The sequence below is a fragment of the Bartonella sp. AP65SXKL genome, assembly GCF_042195725.1.
In the GTDB taxonomy this organism is placed as follows: domain Bacteria; phylum Pseudomonadota; class Alphaproteobacteria; order Rhizobiales; family Rhizobiaceae; genus Bartonella.
Genome location: NZ_JBHIOW010000008.1, coordinates 25,893 through 41,944, shown reverse-complemented (window position 1 = coordinate 41,944; position 16,052 = coordinate 25,893). Strand labels below are relative to the sequence as shown.

13 protein-coding genes are annotated in these 16,052 nt (G+C 35.2%); 6 read left to right on the top strand and 7 right to left on the bottom strand.

Features of this window, described 5'->3' with window-relative positions; all coding sequences use genetic code 11:
• Positions 1–59 precede the first annotated feature (59 nt).
• From ACFIMP_RS06210 to parE, 4 genes are all read left to right on the top strand, one after another.
• A complete protein-coding gene (locus ACFIMP_RS06210; protein ID WP_375613126.1) occupies positions 60–686 on the top strand; it encodes a LemA family protein in 627 nt (208 codons plus the stop codon).
• A complete protein-coding gene (locus ACFIMP_RS06205; protein ID WP_375686135.1) occupies positions 686–1,537 on the top strand; it encodes a TPM domain-containing protein in 852 nt (283 codons plus the stop codon). The genes ACFIMP_RS06210 and ACFIMP_RS06205 overlap by 1 nt, the downstream gene beginning before the upstream one ends.
• A 147-nt stretch (positions 1,538–1,684) precedes the next feature.
• On the top strand, positions 1,685–2,422 hold the full coding sequence (gene lipB / locus ACFIMP_RS06200) for a lipoyl(octanoyl) transferase LipB (RefSeq protein ID WP_375613128.1): 738 nt from the start codon (positions 1,685–1,687) through the stop codon (positions 2,420–2,422).
• Positions 2,423–2,503: 81 nt separating this feature from the next.
• Positions 2,504–4,570, top strand: a complete 2,067-nt coding sequence (gene parE / locus ACFIMP_RS06195) for a DNA topoisomerase IV subunit B (RefSeq protein WP_375621422.1) — start codon at positions 2,504–2,506, stop codon at positions 4,568–4,570.
• A gap of 17 nt (positions 4,571–4,587) precedes the next feature.
• On the opposite strand, the gene recJ is transcribed toward parE, so the two are convergent.
• Positions 4,588–6,372: a single-stranded-DNA-specific exonuclease RecJ gene (gene recJ, locus ACFIMP_RS06190; RefSeq protein ID WP_375629022.1), complete on the bottom strand. Its 1,785-nt coding sequence runs from the start codon at positions 6,370–6,372 to the stop codon at positions 4,588–4,590.
• Positions 6,373–6,668: 296 nt separating this feature from the next.
• Here recJ and rplM point away from each other — a divergent pair, with 296 nt between their 5' ends.
• Positions 6,669–7,133 carry a 50S ribosomal protein L13 gene (gene rplM, locus ACFIMP_RS06185; RefSeq protein WP_015856544.1) on the top strand — a complete coding sequence of 155 codons (465 nt, stop codon included), beginning with the start codon at positions 6,669–6,671 and terminating at the stop codon, positions 7,131–7,133.
• Between the two features lie 2 nt (positions 7,134–7,135).
• Positions 7,136–7,621, top strand: a complete 486-nt coding sequence (gene rpsI, locus ACFIMP_RS06180; RefSeq protein ID WP_015856545.1) for a 30S ribosomal protein S9 — start codon at positions 7,136–7,138, stop codon at positions 7,619–7,621.
• 311 nt (positions 7,622–7,932) lie between these two features.
• Here rpsI and ACFIMP_RS06175 read toward each other — a convergent pair whose 3' ends face one another.
• The 6 genes from ACFIMP_RS06175 to ACFIMP_RS06150 all read right to left on the bottom strand — a co-directional run bounded on the left by ACFIMP_RS06175 (position 7,933) and on the right by ACFIMP_RS06150 (position 15,985).
• Positions 7,933–8,298 carry a response regulator gene (locus tag ACFIMP_RS06175; RefSeq protein ID WP_273724078.1) on the bottom strand — a complete coding sequence of 122 codons (366 nt, stop codon included), beginning with the start codon at positions 8,296–8,298 and terminating at the stop codon, positions 7,933–7,935.
• A gap of 545 nt (positions 8,299–8,843) precedes the next feature.
• Positions 8,844–9,203, bottom strand: a complete 360-nt coding sequence (locus tag ACFIMP_RS06170; RefSeq protein ID WP_375686144.1) for a hypothetical protein — start codon at positions 9,201–9,203, stop codon at positions 8,844–8,846.
• Positions 9,204–11,615: 2,412 nt separating this feature from the next.
• Positions 11,616–12,404, bottom strand: coding sequence for an ABC-2 family transporter protein (locus ACFIMP_RS06165; protein ID WP_375613131.1), 789 nt, complete (start codon positions 12,402–12,404; stop codon positions 11,616–11,618).
• Positions 12,388–13,212: an ABC-2 family transporter protein gene (locus ACFIMP_RS06160; RefSeq protein WP_375629019.1), complete on the bottom strand. Its 825-nt coding sequence runs from the start codon at positions 13,210–13,212 to the stop codon at positions 12,388–12,390. The genes ACFIMP_RS06165 and ACFIMP_RS06160 overlap by 17 nt, the downstream gene beginning before the upstream one ends.
• Positions 13,187–14,206, bottom strand: a complete 1,020-nt coding sequence (locus tag ACFIMP_RS06155) for an ATP-binding cassette domain-containing protein (RefSeq protein ID WP_375613133.1) — start codon at positions 14,204–14,206, stop codon at positions 13,187–13,189. The genes ACFIMP_RS06160 and ACFIMP_RS06155 overlap by 26 nt, the downstream gene beginning before the upstream one ends.
• A 795-nt stretch (positions 14,207–15,001) precedes the next feature.
• Complete coding sequence (locus ACFIMP_RS06150; RefSeq protein ID WP_375613134.1) at positions 15,002–15,985, bottom strand: RluA family pseudouridine synthase; 984 nt, start codon at positions 15,983–15,985, stop codon at positions 15,002–15,004.
• Positions 15,986–16,052: the final 67 nt, after the last annotated feature.

Here is a 16,052-nt window from a genome sequence, read left to right as displayed (position 1 = left end):
ACTTTCCACCAAGAAAATAAACCCTATATAATACATAAAATATCTGTGGAGACATCTTTATGTTAAATGTACAAACTTCTTCAATGTTTAAAATATTAAAAAAATTTCCAATCGTGATTCTTTTGGCATGGTTAGTGCCATTTTTAAGTGGGTGCGGATTTAATACGATACCAACAAATGAAGAAAAAGCACATGCAGCATGGAGTGAAGTGCTCAATCAATATCAACGTCGTACAGATCTCATCCCCAATCTTGTAGAAACAGTTAAAGCTTACGCAGCTCATGAACAAAGCGTTTTCACAAATGTAATTGAAGCACGTGCTAAAGCAACGCAAGTCAACATTAATGCAGATATGTTGAATAATCCAGAAGTTATGCAGCAATATCTCAAAAATCAAGCAAATTTATCAAGTGCACTTTCGCGACTTATGGCTGTTGTTGAAAACTATCCGGATCTTAAAGCAAACCAGAACTTTCTTGCTCTTCAATCACAATTAGAAGGAACAGAAAACCGTATTTCCGTTGCGCGCCGCGATTATATTGAAACAGTACGTGCCTACAATACTGCACTCAAAACAATGCCGACGATGATTTGGGCAAAATTATGGTTTCGCGATGCTAAACCTATGCCAACTTTTACCATCGATACTGATAGCCAACAAACACCAAAGGTTAATTTTAATTAATGAAATCATTTCGATACTCTTTGCAACGTATTGTATTTCCACAATTATGGGCTTTTATCTGCTCTCTGTATTTAGTTGCTGCATTGGGAAGTATCGCTTGTTCGCAAATAAAATTTCCTCATTTAACAGGTTATGTTAATGATGTGGCTCATTTGCTCGATAATGCAACCAAGGAAGACTTGACAAAAAAACTGGCAGCACTCGAAGAGAAAACGGGAGATCAAATTGTTCTTGTAACACTCCCTACTCTTTCGGGCAACGATATAGAAACGTACAGCAATTCTCTTTTTCGTACATGGGGATTAGGCCAAAAGAAGATCAATAATGGTGTATTACTGGTCATTGCACCGAATGAACGCACAGCACGTATCGAAGTTGGATATGGTTTGGAAGGAGAGCTAACAGATGCTCTTTCCTCTGTCATTATTAATAGCTTCATGATTCCTAATTTTCGCGAAGGAAATTATCAAAAAGGAATTGCTGAAGCAGTTGATGCAATTATCAAAGTTATTACAGAAAGTGATTCTGATTTTACTTTTCGCATCAAAGAAAAAGCTAAAATCGTTGAAGAACAACGTAAACAAGCTGAAAAAGAAGAAATGGTAATCAATGCAATTATGTTTCTCATTCTCTTTATAGTCGTTGGTTTGCCCATTCTTGCAATGATTTTTGGTAAAAAAGTGGGTCCACAAAAGTATCTCTGGCTGGGGATCATCTTCACACCTTGGTTTCTTAACTTAAGTGCCGGTGGCAGATATCCTGGTGGAAGGTTCGGTGGTCCTCGAGGTGGAGGGGGATTTAGGGGTGATGGTGGATCATCAGGTGGTGGTGGTGCAACAGGAAGATGGTAAAAGGAACGTGGATTTTTAAGCGTAGCAAATCTTCTTAAGATAAAATTTTATGAACGTATTCTCTTTTATTCAACAATTCTATACCTTACTCTGTAATCACTTTTATTGATTACAATACAAACTCAAACATCAAGATAAATATTACCCATGACATGTGAATTGAAACATACAGATCGTAATCACTTATCACATCATTTTAATGCAATTCTAGAAAATCCACCCGTCGAATGGAAAATAAGCGATCATCTAGTTGAGTATCCTGAAGCTCTGCGTTATATGCAAGAACGTGTAGAAAAAATTCTTGCAAAAACTGCGCATGAACAAGTTTGGCTTCTCGAACACCCTTCCCTTTATACAGCGGGAACGAGTGCAAATAAAAAAGATCTTTTGGCGCCTAATTTATTCCCTGTTTATGAAGCAGGACGTGGAGGTGAATTTACATATCACGGTCCAGGACAGCGTATTGCTTATATCATGCTTGATCTTAAACGCCGGAAACAAGACATTCGTGCTTTCATTAGTGCATTAGAAGAATGGATCATACAGATGCTTGCCAACTTTAATATTAAAGGCGAACGCAGAGAAGATCGCGTTGGTGTCTGGGTTAAACAGTCTCATTGCCCATCAAAACAAAATGATCTTTCTTCCGAAGATAAAATTGCAGCTATTGGCATTCGAGTGCGCAAATGGATAAGTTTTCATGGAGTTTCTATCAATGTTAATCCTAATTTAGCCCATTATTCAGGAATTGTTCCTTGTGGAATTACAAACCACGGTGTAACAAGCTTTCTTGATCTAGGTTGCCCTGTAGCAATGCATGATATTGATATTGCTCTCAAACACGCTTTTGAAAAAATTTTTGGTCCAACAATCGATGTTTCCTAAGTGCATTGATTTTTAAATAAAAAACAGGCATAAAATTATTTTAATAAATATTTGATTTTATGAGGTGGATAGTTAAACGCTATGAGCGATAACAAAAAGGATCTTTTTAGTGTTTTAAATAAAGCCCAATCTCGGGTAAATACAAAAGAAAACACTCTGCAGTCTCCAATGAAATCAAACGCGATGATTTCAAGAAAAAGTGCAAAAGATACGCAAGAAGATGACTATAATGCCCTCTCTATTCGAGTTCTTGAGGGTTTAGAGCCGGTACGTTTACGCCCTGGAATGTATATTGGTGGAACAGACAGTAAAGCGCTTCATCATTTATTTGCCGAAATTATTGATAACGCGATGGATGAAGCTGTTGCGGGTTATGCAGATTCTATTGAGGTCTCATTAGATAGGAACGGTTATATAACCGTTACAGATAATGGACGCGGTATTCCTGTTGAAAATCATCCTCAAATGCCTGAGAAATCGACTCTTGAAGTTATTATGACACAACTCCACTCAGGGGGAAAATTTGATGGAAAGGCTTATCAAACTGCAGGTGGACTTCATGGAGTAGGAATTTCTGTCGTCAATGCTCTTTCTGATGATATGGAAGTTGAAGTTGCACGAGAACGAAAACTTTACCGCCAACGTTTCTCACGCGGTATTCCTCAATCTGGATTGGAAGATCTGGGAGATGTTTATAATCGTCGTGGTACACGCGTTCGTTTTCATCCTGATCATGAAATTTTTGGTGAAAAAGCAGCTTTTGATCCAGAAAAAATCTATAAGATGACATGCTCCAAAGCCTATCTTTTTGGTGGCGTAAAAATTCGCTGGTCTTGTGATCCCGTCATACTTGAAGGCGCAAAAAATATTCCTGAAAAAGCTGTTTTTCATTTTCCCGATGGGCTTAAAGACTATTTACTTTCGTCACTAAAAGATGAATATCGAGTAACGTCAGAAATTTTTTCTGGCAAAACACAACACAATAATGGCCATGGCTCCGTTGAGTGGGCTATCGCTTGGCATGGTGGTGATTCTTGTGTGCAATCTTACTGCAATACGATTCCTACAGGAGAAGGCGGAACACATGAAATAGGATTACGTCAAGCTCTTTTGCGTGGATTGAAATCCTACGCTGAGTTAATAGGAAACAAGCGCGCAACGATTATTACGTCTGACGATATTATGATTTCAACAGCCGCAATACTTTCAGTCTTTATCAGTAACCCTGAATTTGTTGGACAAACAAAAGATCGATTAGCAACCATTGAAGCACAGCGTATCGTTGAGAATGCAATTCGCGATCCTTTTGATCATTGGTTAGCAAATTCCCCACAAGAAGCAACAAAACTTCTCGATTGGGTTATCGAACGTGCTGAAGAACGTGTTAGACGACGCCAAGATAGAGAAATAAGTCGAAAAACTGCTGTCCGTAAATTACGTCTGCCCGGTAAACTTGCAGATTGTAGCCAGAACCATGCTGTGGGTGCTGAACTATTCATTGTTGAAGGGGATTCTGCAGGAGGATCTGCTAAACAAGCAAGAAATAGAGCAAACCAAGCAATTTTACCTCTTCGTGGTAAAATCTTAAATGTCGCCAGTGCTGCACATGAAAAAATGAACTCAAGCCAAACAATTAGCGATCTGATCCTTGCTCTTGGATGTGGAACACGCTCCAAGTATCGTGAAAAAGATCTCAGATATGAACGTATTATCATCATGACAGATGCTGATGTTGATGGTGCTCATATTGCGTCACTGCTCATTACCTTCTTCTTTCAAGAAATGCCTGACCTTATTCATCAGGGACATTTATATCTTGCCGTCCCTCCCCTTTATAGAATATCGCAAGGAGGAAAAGTTGCTTATGCTCGTGACGACATTCATAAGGATGAATTGCTCAAAACTGAATTTACTGGAAAAGCTAAAATCGAAATCGGGCGTTTTAAAGGGCTGGGTGAAATGCGCGCAGAACAACTTAAAGAAACGACTATGCATCCTCAAAAACGTACATTGCTTCGTGTTTCTATTGATGCCGTGGAAATGCAAGAAACGAAAAAGACTGTAGAAAGTCTCATGGGAACAAAACCAGAAGCACGATTTCGTTTCATACAAGAAAACTCTACTTTTGCTTCTAATCTAGACATCTAATATAAAAAATATCCCTTTCAAACCACTGCAGCTGCGTCAATCACGCGCAGTTGCGGATTGATCGTTCCATTCCAATAATTCAAACTAAGATGACCAGCTAAATGAATCATTTCACCAATATTTTCAAAAAGAAAATCACCTAGCGATGTCCCTACAGCACGAAAAGCTATTCCTTGTAGTTTTTTTCCTTCAACATTAGATACAATGAGGCGAAGATGTCCTTTACCAACTTCAGATAGATTCACCAGTCGATGAGAGGGAAGAACAAAAACAGGTGTTGCATTCCCTGCCCCAAATGGCCCTGCTTTTTCAAGCAATTCAAACAGCGCTTCATTAACACCAGAAGCAGAAAGAGAACCATCTATACTAAGAGATTTTTTTGCACGCAACTGTGAAACCATTAAAGAAACTTTTTCTTCTAGCCATTTTCGAAAAATTTCAATTTTTGTTGATTGAATTGTAATTCCTGCTGCCATACTATGCCCCCCTCCTTTTTCTAATAAATTGAGTGTAACAGCTTCACGAACGATTGCTCCTAAATCTATACCATTAATTGAGCGTCCCGACCCTACGCCATTTCCATCTTCTTTCAAAGCAATAGCAAAAACAGGACAAAAAAAACGCTCTTTGAGGCGGGAAGCAAGAATACCAATAATCCCCGGATGCCATTCTTTATGAGAAATGACAAGTGACAATGGTGTTTCTTGACCTTGATAAAGAGAAGCAATATAGGATTCCGCTTGTGCTAATTGAATATTCTCCATTTCTTGGCGTTCTTGATTAAGCCGATCTAATTGTTCTGCTATTCTGTCCGCTTCATCTTTATTCTCACAGCTAAGCAAACGTGCTCCCAAAGCTTGATCACCAATGCGCCCTCCTGCATTAATTCTAGGACCTAATAAAAAACCTAAATGAAAACTATTAAGCGGCTCCCCTATTCGTGCAACCTTTGTTAAAGCTGTTATTCCTAGATTATGCATAGAACGAGCAACTTGAAGCCCTTTTAACACAAAAGCACGGTTAACCCCCTGTAATGGAACGACATCACATATGGTTGCCAATGCAACAAGATCAAGCATACTTAAAAGATCAGGCAGCGGCCCTTGGAATTGTTTTTTCCGCAGCAAATGATGAACCCAAGCTAACGTAACAAAAACAACACCAGCTGCACATAAATGCCCCTGTTTAGAAAAATCATCAGGACGATTAGGATTGACAAGAGCAACAGCTTCTTGATGAATCTCTGACATTTGATGATGATCTAAAATCACAACATCAGCACCAGCAAGCCTAGCTGCTTTTACGGCATCTGGACTGTTTGCGCCACAATCAACAGTGATAATTAACCGAGCGCCTTCTTGCACAAGCATCCTCATTGCTTGTTCATTCGGACCATAGCCTTCAACAATACGATCAGGAATATAAATTTTGACTTCAATACCAAAATAACGAAAAAAACGCGCTATGAGTGCCGATGAACAAGCACCATCAACATCATAATCACCAAAAACAGCAACCTGTTCTTGATTGAGAAGAGCCTTAACAATACGCTCTGCAGCGCATTGCATATCCCTAAAACTTTCTGGATCAGGCATAAGCGTACGTAATGTTGGATTAATAAAAGCAACAGCCTCAGCTTCATCCACATCTCTTGCTGAAAGTACTCGAGCTAACTGATCTGGAAAGCCAAATTTTTGAGAAATAGCGCGCGCGTTATTTATCCCTTGAACATCAAGGGCATCTAACCAAGCTTGACCACAAGCAGAAGATTCAACATTGAGAAAATAACGAGACCACTGCATTATTTCTTATTTTATAATGAAGAACGATAAAAGACAATCATGCGTTAAAGATAAAATAGTCTTTTGCAACATTCATTTTAAGTTTAAATGGTCTACAAACTTCTTTTAATGGGGTATTATAATACCTTTCTTGTAACATGTTGTTTTATAAAGTTTTTATTTTCTCTTGACGTCAATCAAAAGACATTATATCAGAGCAAGTAGTATGCGTTAAATATTTCGCTATGGTAACAATTTTCAACGCAAAACAGTAAAAATTCCCTTATATTAAAAGGGTTCTAATAAAGGATACTTCTATGGCAACTTTTTCACAAAAGCCAACTGAAGTGGTGAAAAAATGGGTTATTATTGACGCAGAAAACCTTGTTTTGGGTCGTCTTGCCACATTTGTTGCTAACCGCTTACGTGGCAAACATAAAGCTACATTTACTCCACATGTTGATGATGGTGACAACGTTATTGTCATTAATGCAGATAAAATAGCTCTCACTGGCAAAAAATATACGGATAAAAAATATTATTGGCATACCGGCTATATTGGTGGAATCAAACAACGTACAGCACGTCAACTTCTTGAGGGGCGTTTTCCCGAACGCGTTATTGAAAAAGCAGTAGAGCGCATGATTCCTCGAGGGCCCCTTGGTCGCCGTCAATTGAAGAATCTACGTGTTTACGCTGGAAGCCAACATCCACATGAAGCACAACAGCCTGAATCTCTTGACGTTGGTGCTTTAAACCGCAAAAACAAAAGGATTGCTTGATTATGGCTGAAATTAATTCTCTTTCTGAGCTTAGCATAGTAACAAGTATTACAGAAACACATGAAAATGTTGTTCCTGTTCACGTGCAGAAGCTTGATTCACAAGGACGTGCTTACGCAACAGGAAAGCGTAAAGACGCTGTTGCGCGTGTATGGATTAAACCAGGTTCTGGAAAAATCACGATCAACAATAAGGAATTTGACAAATATTTTGCTCGTCCTGTTCTTAGAATGATTCTTCGTCAACCAATTGTTGCAACAAATAGGGATACCCAGTTTGATATTATTGCAACCGTTGCAGGCGGTGGTCTTTCTGGACAAGCCGGTGCAGTGCGCCATGGCATTTCCAAAGCTTTAACCTATTACGAACCAGAACTTCGCTCAATCTTGAAAAAAGGTGGGTTTCTTACCCGTGATAGTCGTGTTGTTGAACGTAAAAAATACGGTAAAGCAAAAGCACGTCGTTCTTTCCAATTCTCAAAGCGTTAATTTCAATTTTTGCAATGCATAAAGCCTCGGACAAAAACGGGGCTTTTTTAAACTGCTAAAACAGACTTTTAGATGAATGTAGGAACAAATCTATACCGATTAGAAAAAACAAGAATGCAAAACAACCTCTTCTCTTAAGATAAAAGGCAAGAAAAATAGACCGAAAAAATTCAAAACTTCAGTTTCAATTTTTTAAATCTGTTTTACTAACTTGTAATATATCGACGTGCTAAAGCACAAAAATATTTACGCGACAACTTTAGCAATCTTATAAGCTTTTCAATATTTTTTCTATCATCACTTAACAAGCTTTAGTCCAAGAAATGCTTTACCATTGTAATAAAATGAGGGACAGAAATAGGCTTTGACATATATTCTTCACATCCACTGGCACGAATTCGCTCCTCATCGCCTTTCATAGCAAAAGCTGTTACAGCAACAACGGGGATTGATCGAAGTTCTTCATCTTCTTTTAATTGTTTAATAACATCTATTCCAGAGACCTCTGGCAACTGGATATCCACAAGGATAAGAGATGGCATTGATGAACGCGCCAAATCTAATGCCATAAGACCATTACGTGTTTCAACGGTTTCATAACCACTCGCTTCTACAAGATCGCGAAATAACTTCATATTAAGCTCATTATCTTCCACGATCATGACTTTTTTTGACATTCGTATAACTCCACCCTTCTCAGATAAAATAGAGAAATAGAAATGAATCCACATTCTCTTTGCTTAAGATAAAATGATAAAATGAATTGTAAACCACAAAGAGATTAAAAGATTCCAATAAAAGCATTTTTGCAAATATTTGTAAGACGCATCGCTATACTTATTCAGTTCATCAACATAAAACCCACAAATAGTCGTAAGATTGTGTGACCTTGTATTTTTTGAGTTGATATACAAAGTTTATGGATATCTCAATTAATGCATTCGCGTTTTCATCATAAAAAAAATATCAACCACAAACTTAGCTCAAATGCGCATTTTGAAGAGAAAAAAATTTAAGTAAATTTAAAAAGCAACTGATTAGCTGAATTTAATGCACCATATACTGGCATCCACAAAACAATATCTTAATGATATAAAAGGATAAACTTATCAAGGTCATTAAGATTAAAAAAAATAAATAAACCGTGATTAAATATCACGGTTTATTTAATATAAAACATTCAATAACAGCATAATTCAAAGTTTATCAAGGATAATATCTTTTAATTCAAAGCCCATGAACTATGAGCAAAAGCATCGAATGTTCTTCCACCTGTCTCTCTGTTAGGACTCGGTGGCTTTCTAGTAAAGAAATATACAAGATATGCGATGAGACCAAAAATCGCTGTCTCCAACCCCATTAAACCCGCAACTTTTTGGATATTTTTCTCAGCCCCTTGTCCTCCAAACTGGCTAATAATCATATCAACAGCTTTAATAACTCTATTTTCCTGTGTCATTACAGAAATAAAACCAGCATTTTGAAATCTGCCATTTAAAGAATCAGCATTGGCTCTTAAAATCTGTGAAAAGAAAATCGCTACTGCAACAAAACATACTATACAATGCTTGAATATTTTCATCATAACCACCTAATTACAATATTTAGTAAAATAAATTTTCTTTACCGCCCCCTCTAAATAGAAAACATTCCGTTATCTATCGATAAAGTATATTTATCTTCTGATAATAAAAATATAATACAAAATTTAATTAATAATTTTATTTTAATTGTTATTTTTATATTATATTACACTTACAATATATCCGTTACATGTTTATTTAATAATTGTCAATTATTTTATTTGTACTTTACATTATGTAGTTTAATGATAAAAATATATTAAAATAAAATTATTTTATTGTTTTTATTATAAATTTAGCTTTATTATCATAAATATTATTATGATTTTATAATATATAAAAATATCAATATGTTGTTTTTTAGTTACACATAATATTTTTATTTTTTTGTATAATATAGTAAAATAAATATTTTTATAAAATAATTTTTCCTTAGGATAGATTGAGAAAAAATATTTGCCCCAGCTACAATTAGCGTAAGCACCAGCTTAACTCTTTGATTGAAAAAGCTAAATTAGGTAAGATAAGGGATAACTTTGGTGAATGCGCCAAATCTAATGCCATAAGCTATTACACATTTCAACGATTTCACAGCCATGCGTTTCTACAAGAACGTGGAATAATTTTAATAAAGTTCATTGTCTTCCACAATTATAACTTTCTAACATTAATATAATTCCACGACTCTAAGATAAAATAGAGAAATAAAAATGAATACACCTTCTTTCTAACCAAGATAAAATGATTAAAAATATAAATCATAAAAAATTTAATAATGTCCAGTAAAAGCATTTTTGCAAATATTTGTAAGACGCATCGCTATACTTATTCAGTTTATCAAAATGATAATCTAGAATAGCCGTAAAATGATGTGATCGTATATTTTTTGAGTTAATACGAAAAATTTATGGATATTCAAATCAGCTCATGCCCCTTTTCATCTTAGAAAAGATATCAATCACGAAAATTAACATAGATATATATTTTGGAAAAAAATTTAAATAACGTTGATATGGATAGATTATTTGCTAGCAAACAATCTTCTCTATTAAATCAGAGTGTTCACTACTGTGATATTGTAATCTCAATCACGACAACACTTCAATAACAGACTAAAATATAGATTCACTATAAGCTTAAAATAAAAATTTTGGAATTGATCATACATACAATGAATGAACCGTAAAATACAAAAGTAATCATAACACTAGAAAATGAAAAAGCTTATCACTCTTGTTCACTATTCCTTCCTCTCTCATTTTTTCTGTGTTATTTTTAAAGTCTTGTAAAAGATATGAATTACATGCAAAAAAATTTAGCCCTTTGTAATCTCTACGCCATCAATCACATTAGTTTTATTAATGATAAGCAATAACATCTATATAGCTCTAAGTTTAGAGAGCAACACCAGATTAAAGTATCATTTTTATTTATTGTAAAGAGGATGTAAAACTCCATTTTTCTCTTATCATTGTTAATGAAAAATTGAAAAATGAGCTTATTAATATTAAAAAATAGAAAATAGAAAATAATTTTTTACAAAATAATATCTTATTTAATTACTTTTTTAAATAATATAAATATATTATATTTATATTGTATATGTTTAATTAAATAATAATATTTATAATAACACTAAAATATTACATAATAATTATCTTTATATTAAATAAAATCATAACATAAAATAAGAAATTTACAATAAAATTAAGTATAATTCCCTTAATTAACCATTGCAACAAAGAAATATATTTAATTATGTTATTGAACTCAGTTGCGTTGCCATCGTTTTTTCCCGCTTTGCTTAGTGGATCCTTTTATTTCCAAGCAATTATTAACTGAATTTTGACTGCTCAGCATGCTGAAAAATCTCTATGTGATTGTTGTCTTGATAATTGCTATCATGTTGTTTGGCGAAGCTCTTAGCTTTCTATCGGACAACTTAAAAGCTTTATTCTGTCAATGTTCTTATTGTTTAAGCAAAAACTCCTCCACGTAATAATATATTGAATGCACCAACAAAATCCGCACGAATAACCACATTCTGCACATATAAAAATTACCCATCTTTGACAATTTTTTAGCACTATAAACGCAACAAAAATAAATTTTGCTCGGAGAAGAAAGCACTACTAATATTGTACACCATCTTACCATTGGCTTGTGTCATCAAGCAGCCATCTAAACTCAAACTAATCTAAAACCAAGAAATTTAACTCTCTGATTTTTATTGTAAATTCTTTGCTCATAGCTATAGAAATACAACCGATTTTATGCATGAATATGTCTAATAAAAAATCCTCATGTGTAAATTTTACATGACTTATACCGCCAGCATAAATAACGATATTTTACAGTACGATAGAATTTTTACTCAATTTTTTATTTTTATAATCATGATGACTTTTATATTATCCCCCTAATCCATTAAATTTACGCATTGTTTTCTTATAACTTATGAAAGTCATGACCATGGAAAGAAAAGCGCTCAACAGAAGATATCCAATATTCCATTCGCCTTTACCAAGCAACAATGACACAGGCAAGGAAGCAGAAAAAGCCATGGGAAGCATAAACAAAAGCCATTTTACGATGCTTAAAGGATAAATTCCTATTGGCACAAATGAAAGCTCATAAATCATTTCATGAAAATATTCGACAGGCATCTTACGGCTAATAATAAATGTTATAAAATTGAACATCAGAAAAAAACAAATATTGACAATAAAAACACAAAATATTGCAACAACAAAAGAGATCCATCTTAGCTTAAGATCAGAAATATTCGGTAATGATACAAATAAATAGGCACTAACATAAAGGACAAAGAGCTTGATCAAATTAAGAGGTTTACACCAACCAAACAACATCAACAACCAAATTGAAACGGGCTTTATCAAGTATGGTTCAATTTTACCATCCGCTACTTTTTCAAAAAACGTTTCAATAGAATTAATAAAAATATTCAAAAATATTCCAAGTAAAACAAAGACAACAAAGATAAAATGGATTTCATCTCTGCTATAGTTACCGATCTTTCCTGAAAAAGAAGATACTCTATCAATAAATATGAATTGAATAAAATAATAGCATAGAGAAAGAATAAACTCCCCAGCCAAATTCTTACCATAAACAATCTGTCGGCGGATATTCAGACTGATAAAATGAAGGATGATTTTCATCTCAACCACCTGCTCCATTATATGCTTTCATCCCTTTATTCCAAGCGATATAAATTAAGAATAAAAAACACAAAATATAAGTAAAACTTCCGAAAATAAACTGCTGAAACAACGCTAAATTTTGCGTCGCGAAAAACTCGGCAGGAGCGGATATCATGAAACGATAAGGATTAAATTGCATAAGCGGAATAAGCCACACCGGCCAAAAAGATGGTGGTAAAAGAACACCCCCAAGAAGCGCTGAACTAAGAATACTAAAAGAGAGTAATATATTGTACTCAATCACCCAAAAGCTTAATAAAGCAATTCCAAAAGAGATTAAAAAACAAAGCAATTGTGATAGAATAACAACCAGAAAAAAGAACAGAAAAGCGATGACCAATCCCAGAATATTTTCATAGGATAAAACAAGCTTAACAATAAAAAGAGCCAATAATGGGATGCTATATAATACACTCTCCCCTAAAAAAGTAAAAAGCATTTGTGTCATATAACTAAAGGGCTTTGTAAGATATACTTCTAATTGGCCTTCTTTAACATGATGAGAGAAAAACTTAATCACATTATAACCATTATTTAAGCGACCTAGGACTAAAGCAAAAGCATAATAATACATCATATCATAAAAGCTAAAGCCATTTATGGTGTTGCCCGTATCAGAGAAAAGTGCATTCCATAATAGAAGTTGAATAACAAATGGCGAAAGTGTCCCAATGATAATATCGGTAAAAAACATTGCTCTATCACTTAGAACAGTGAGTAATCCATTCTTGGCAAAAAGAAACATACCAAAGCAGTGGTTAGATAAATTCTTTAAATTTAACACGGAGCATCTCTTCAAGCGAGGGAGTGGATACAGAGAACGTACAGTTCAATTTGGTTGTAATTTCGCGTACAAAACGCGCAAAATCCTCACGGGGCAGCGAAACCTCCAGCGAGCATTCTTCAGCGTTAAAGTGCTTATCTTTTAAAGAAGTAGATAATTTCAACGCAATCTCATCAATTTTTTCTACAACAGCTGAAGGTACAGCCATGTGTTCACAAAAAAACGTTATTCTCACCAAAGAAGGAATGACATTTTTAAGCGCGTGAAGATTACCATGAAACTGTTTCTTTCCTTTATGCAAGAGAATAATATCATCAACGTATCCATCAATATCTCCCATATCATGACTTGTGATGATATACCCAGTGCCACGCTCCCTTTTCAGTTTTTTAAGAAGCTCCCTGATTTCATGCTTAGATGTAAGATCAAGACCAATACTTGGCTCATCGAGAAACAACAGTTTAGGTCTAAAGGAGAGATTAAATGCCAATTCACTTTTCACTCTCTCACCCAGACTAAGCATCCGCACTGGCTTATCCATAATATGCTCAAGACCCAGTAACTCAGCGATCTCTTTAAGATCACGGGTAAAAGAGGCGCGTTCAAGACCATATAATGGTTGAACCATATCCAGACTGTAGCGTAAGGGCAAATCCCACCATAAACAATTCTTATGACCAAAGACCACACCCAAAGACTTGAACAGATTTTTCTTCGCTTTATAAGGATCAACACCAAGGACTTTAACACATCCCTCATCAGCGTATTGTATACCAGAAAGTATTTTAATCAGTGTCGATTTACCCGCTCCATTAGGGCCAAGAATTGCTAACGATTGCCCTGAAAAGAGGGTGAAACTCATGTCTTTTAACACATGATGATTTGTATAAACCGGCTTGAAGAGAGAAAAGACCTTGTTTTTAAAACCAATTCCTCTGTCAATGTTGCGATATATTTTTGAGACGTTATTAACGTCAATCAATAATGATCCCATCAGTCACTCCTCATTTCAACTTATCCCCCCTTTGAATGTTTCCATAATAAATATCTGTTTTTGTTCACTAGAAAAAACAAAAGTGTTCAAGCCCTCCTTAGAGCAATAAAACGCGCCTGACGTTTTATCTCCAATTTTTTGTCTAGATATTTTTTCAATGTGATGAGTTCACTTCAATGAAGCATTAAGATACTAAAAACTTATTTCTTCTTTTATGAAAGATAATCTTTTGGATAAACTAAGTAAGTAGAAAAATAATTGGTCATTGAAAGGAGAGCTTTGCTAAGAAGGCTTCATTGTGTAAGCAAAGATACAAAGCATAAATCTATACTATAAGCATATCAAACCACATTGATAACAAAACAAAAATCCTTGACAACAGGAATTTTTTGAGAGGCTACTTTCCCTCAGCATTACTATAAAATGCCTCCATTATTCCCCATGAAAAAACTAAAATTGCTTTCACTATTTTAGTAAATATCTTTCAGATTTTATCTAACTCATCTCCCTCAACAGACACGCCTCCCCAATATATGACCTCTGTAGATAATTCAAAGGAGCAGCTTCATAAACTCAGATTATTAAACGATACATCATATCCAAAATAACAATACAATCAATATGGATAAAGAGCTGTAGAAAGAAAGCCATGATATTCGAAAATTTCATCACTCAAAAACACAATTTTCTCATAGCGATCGACTTATCAAAAACTTTCTTCAAATGATGCCCTATTCATCTTATCAAATTTATAGATAAAATTTGTATCAATCAAAAAGAACAAATGAAGTTTGTTTAGTCGGTTTCAGCATCACTCTCATTAAAAGATAAAAGATTAAAACTTTGGACCATATGAGGTGGTAAAGGTGCAACAATGTCCAATATTCCTCCTGAAGGATGCGGAATACGAATACGACGTGCATGAAGATGAAGACGATTTTGAATTCCTCCTGGTAATGTCCAATTACTATCAGAAAAAAAATACTTTGTATCGCCAATGATAGGATGATCCATATGGGCTGCATGCACACGAAGCTGATGTGTTCTCCCTGTATAGGGTTCCATTTCAAGCCACGAAAGAGCCCGCCCTCGCGTATCTAAAACGCGATAGTAGGAAACCGCATGATATGAATCTGGTTCCCCATGTTCACAAACACGCATTTTGTCACCTTGTGCAGTCATTTCCTTAACCATCCACGTTGAAATTTTGTCCTGCTTTTTTTTAGGCACACCCCGAACCAACGCCCAATAAGTCTTTTTTGTTTCTCGCGCTCTAAAAGCAGCAGTTAAGGACTGAGCAGCTCCCCTTGATCGCGCAACAATAAGCACACCCGACGTCTCACGATCAAGACGATGAACCAAACGCGGCTTTTCACCTTTTTTATTGCGCCATACCTCAAGCATACTATCCATATGACGTGTTAAACCAGAGCCTCCTTGTACAGCCAACCCAGCTGGTTTATTAAAAACAAATACCTTTGGATCTTCATAAAGCAGCATTTTTTTCAAAACGGTCCCATCATCCTGCCCACGAAGTGTTTTATCCGTTATTGAAAGACTCTCCTTGTCATTAATAGGGAGAGGTGGAATACGAACAGCTTGCCCTATACAAAGACGCGTATCGGCTTTAACACGTCCACTATCAACCCGTATCTGACCAGAACGCAACAATTTTTGCAAAGCTCCAAAACCAAGTCCTGGATAATGCACTTTAAACCAGCGATCTAAGCGCATTCCATTTTCATCTGCCTCAACTTTTTTTATTTCTATGCCTGCCATGAAAATTCCCTTACCTGATAATTTTATTGATCTATTTTTGCGCCTTTATAAACACAAAAATTCATAT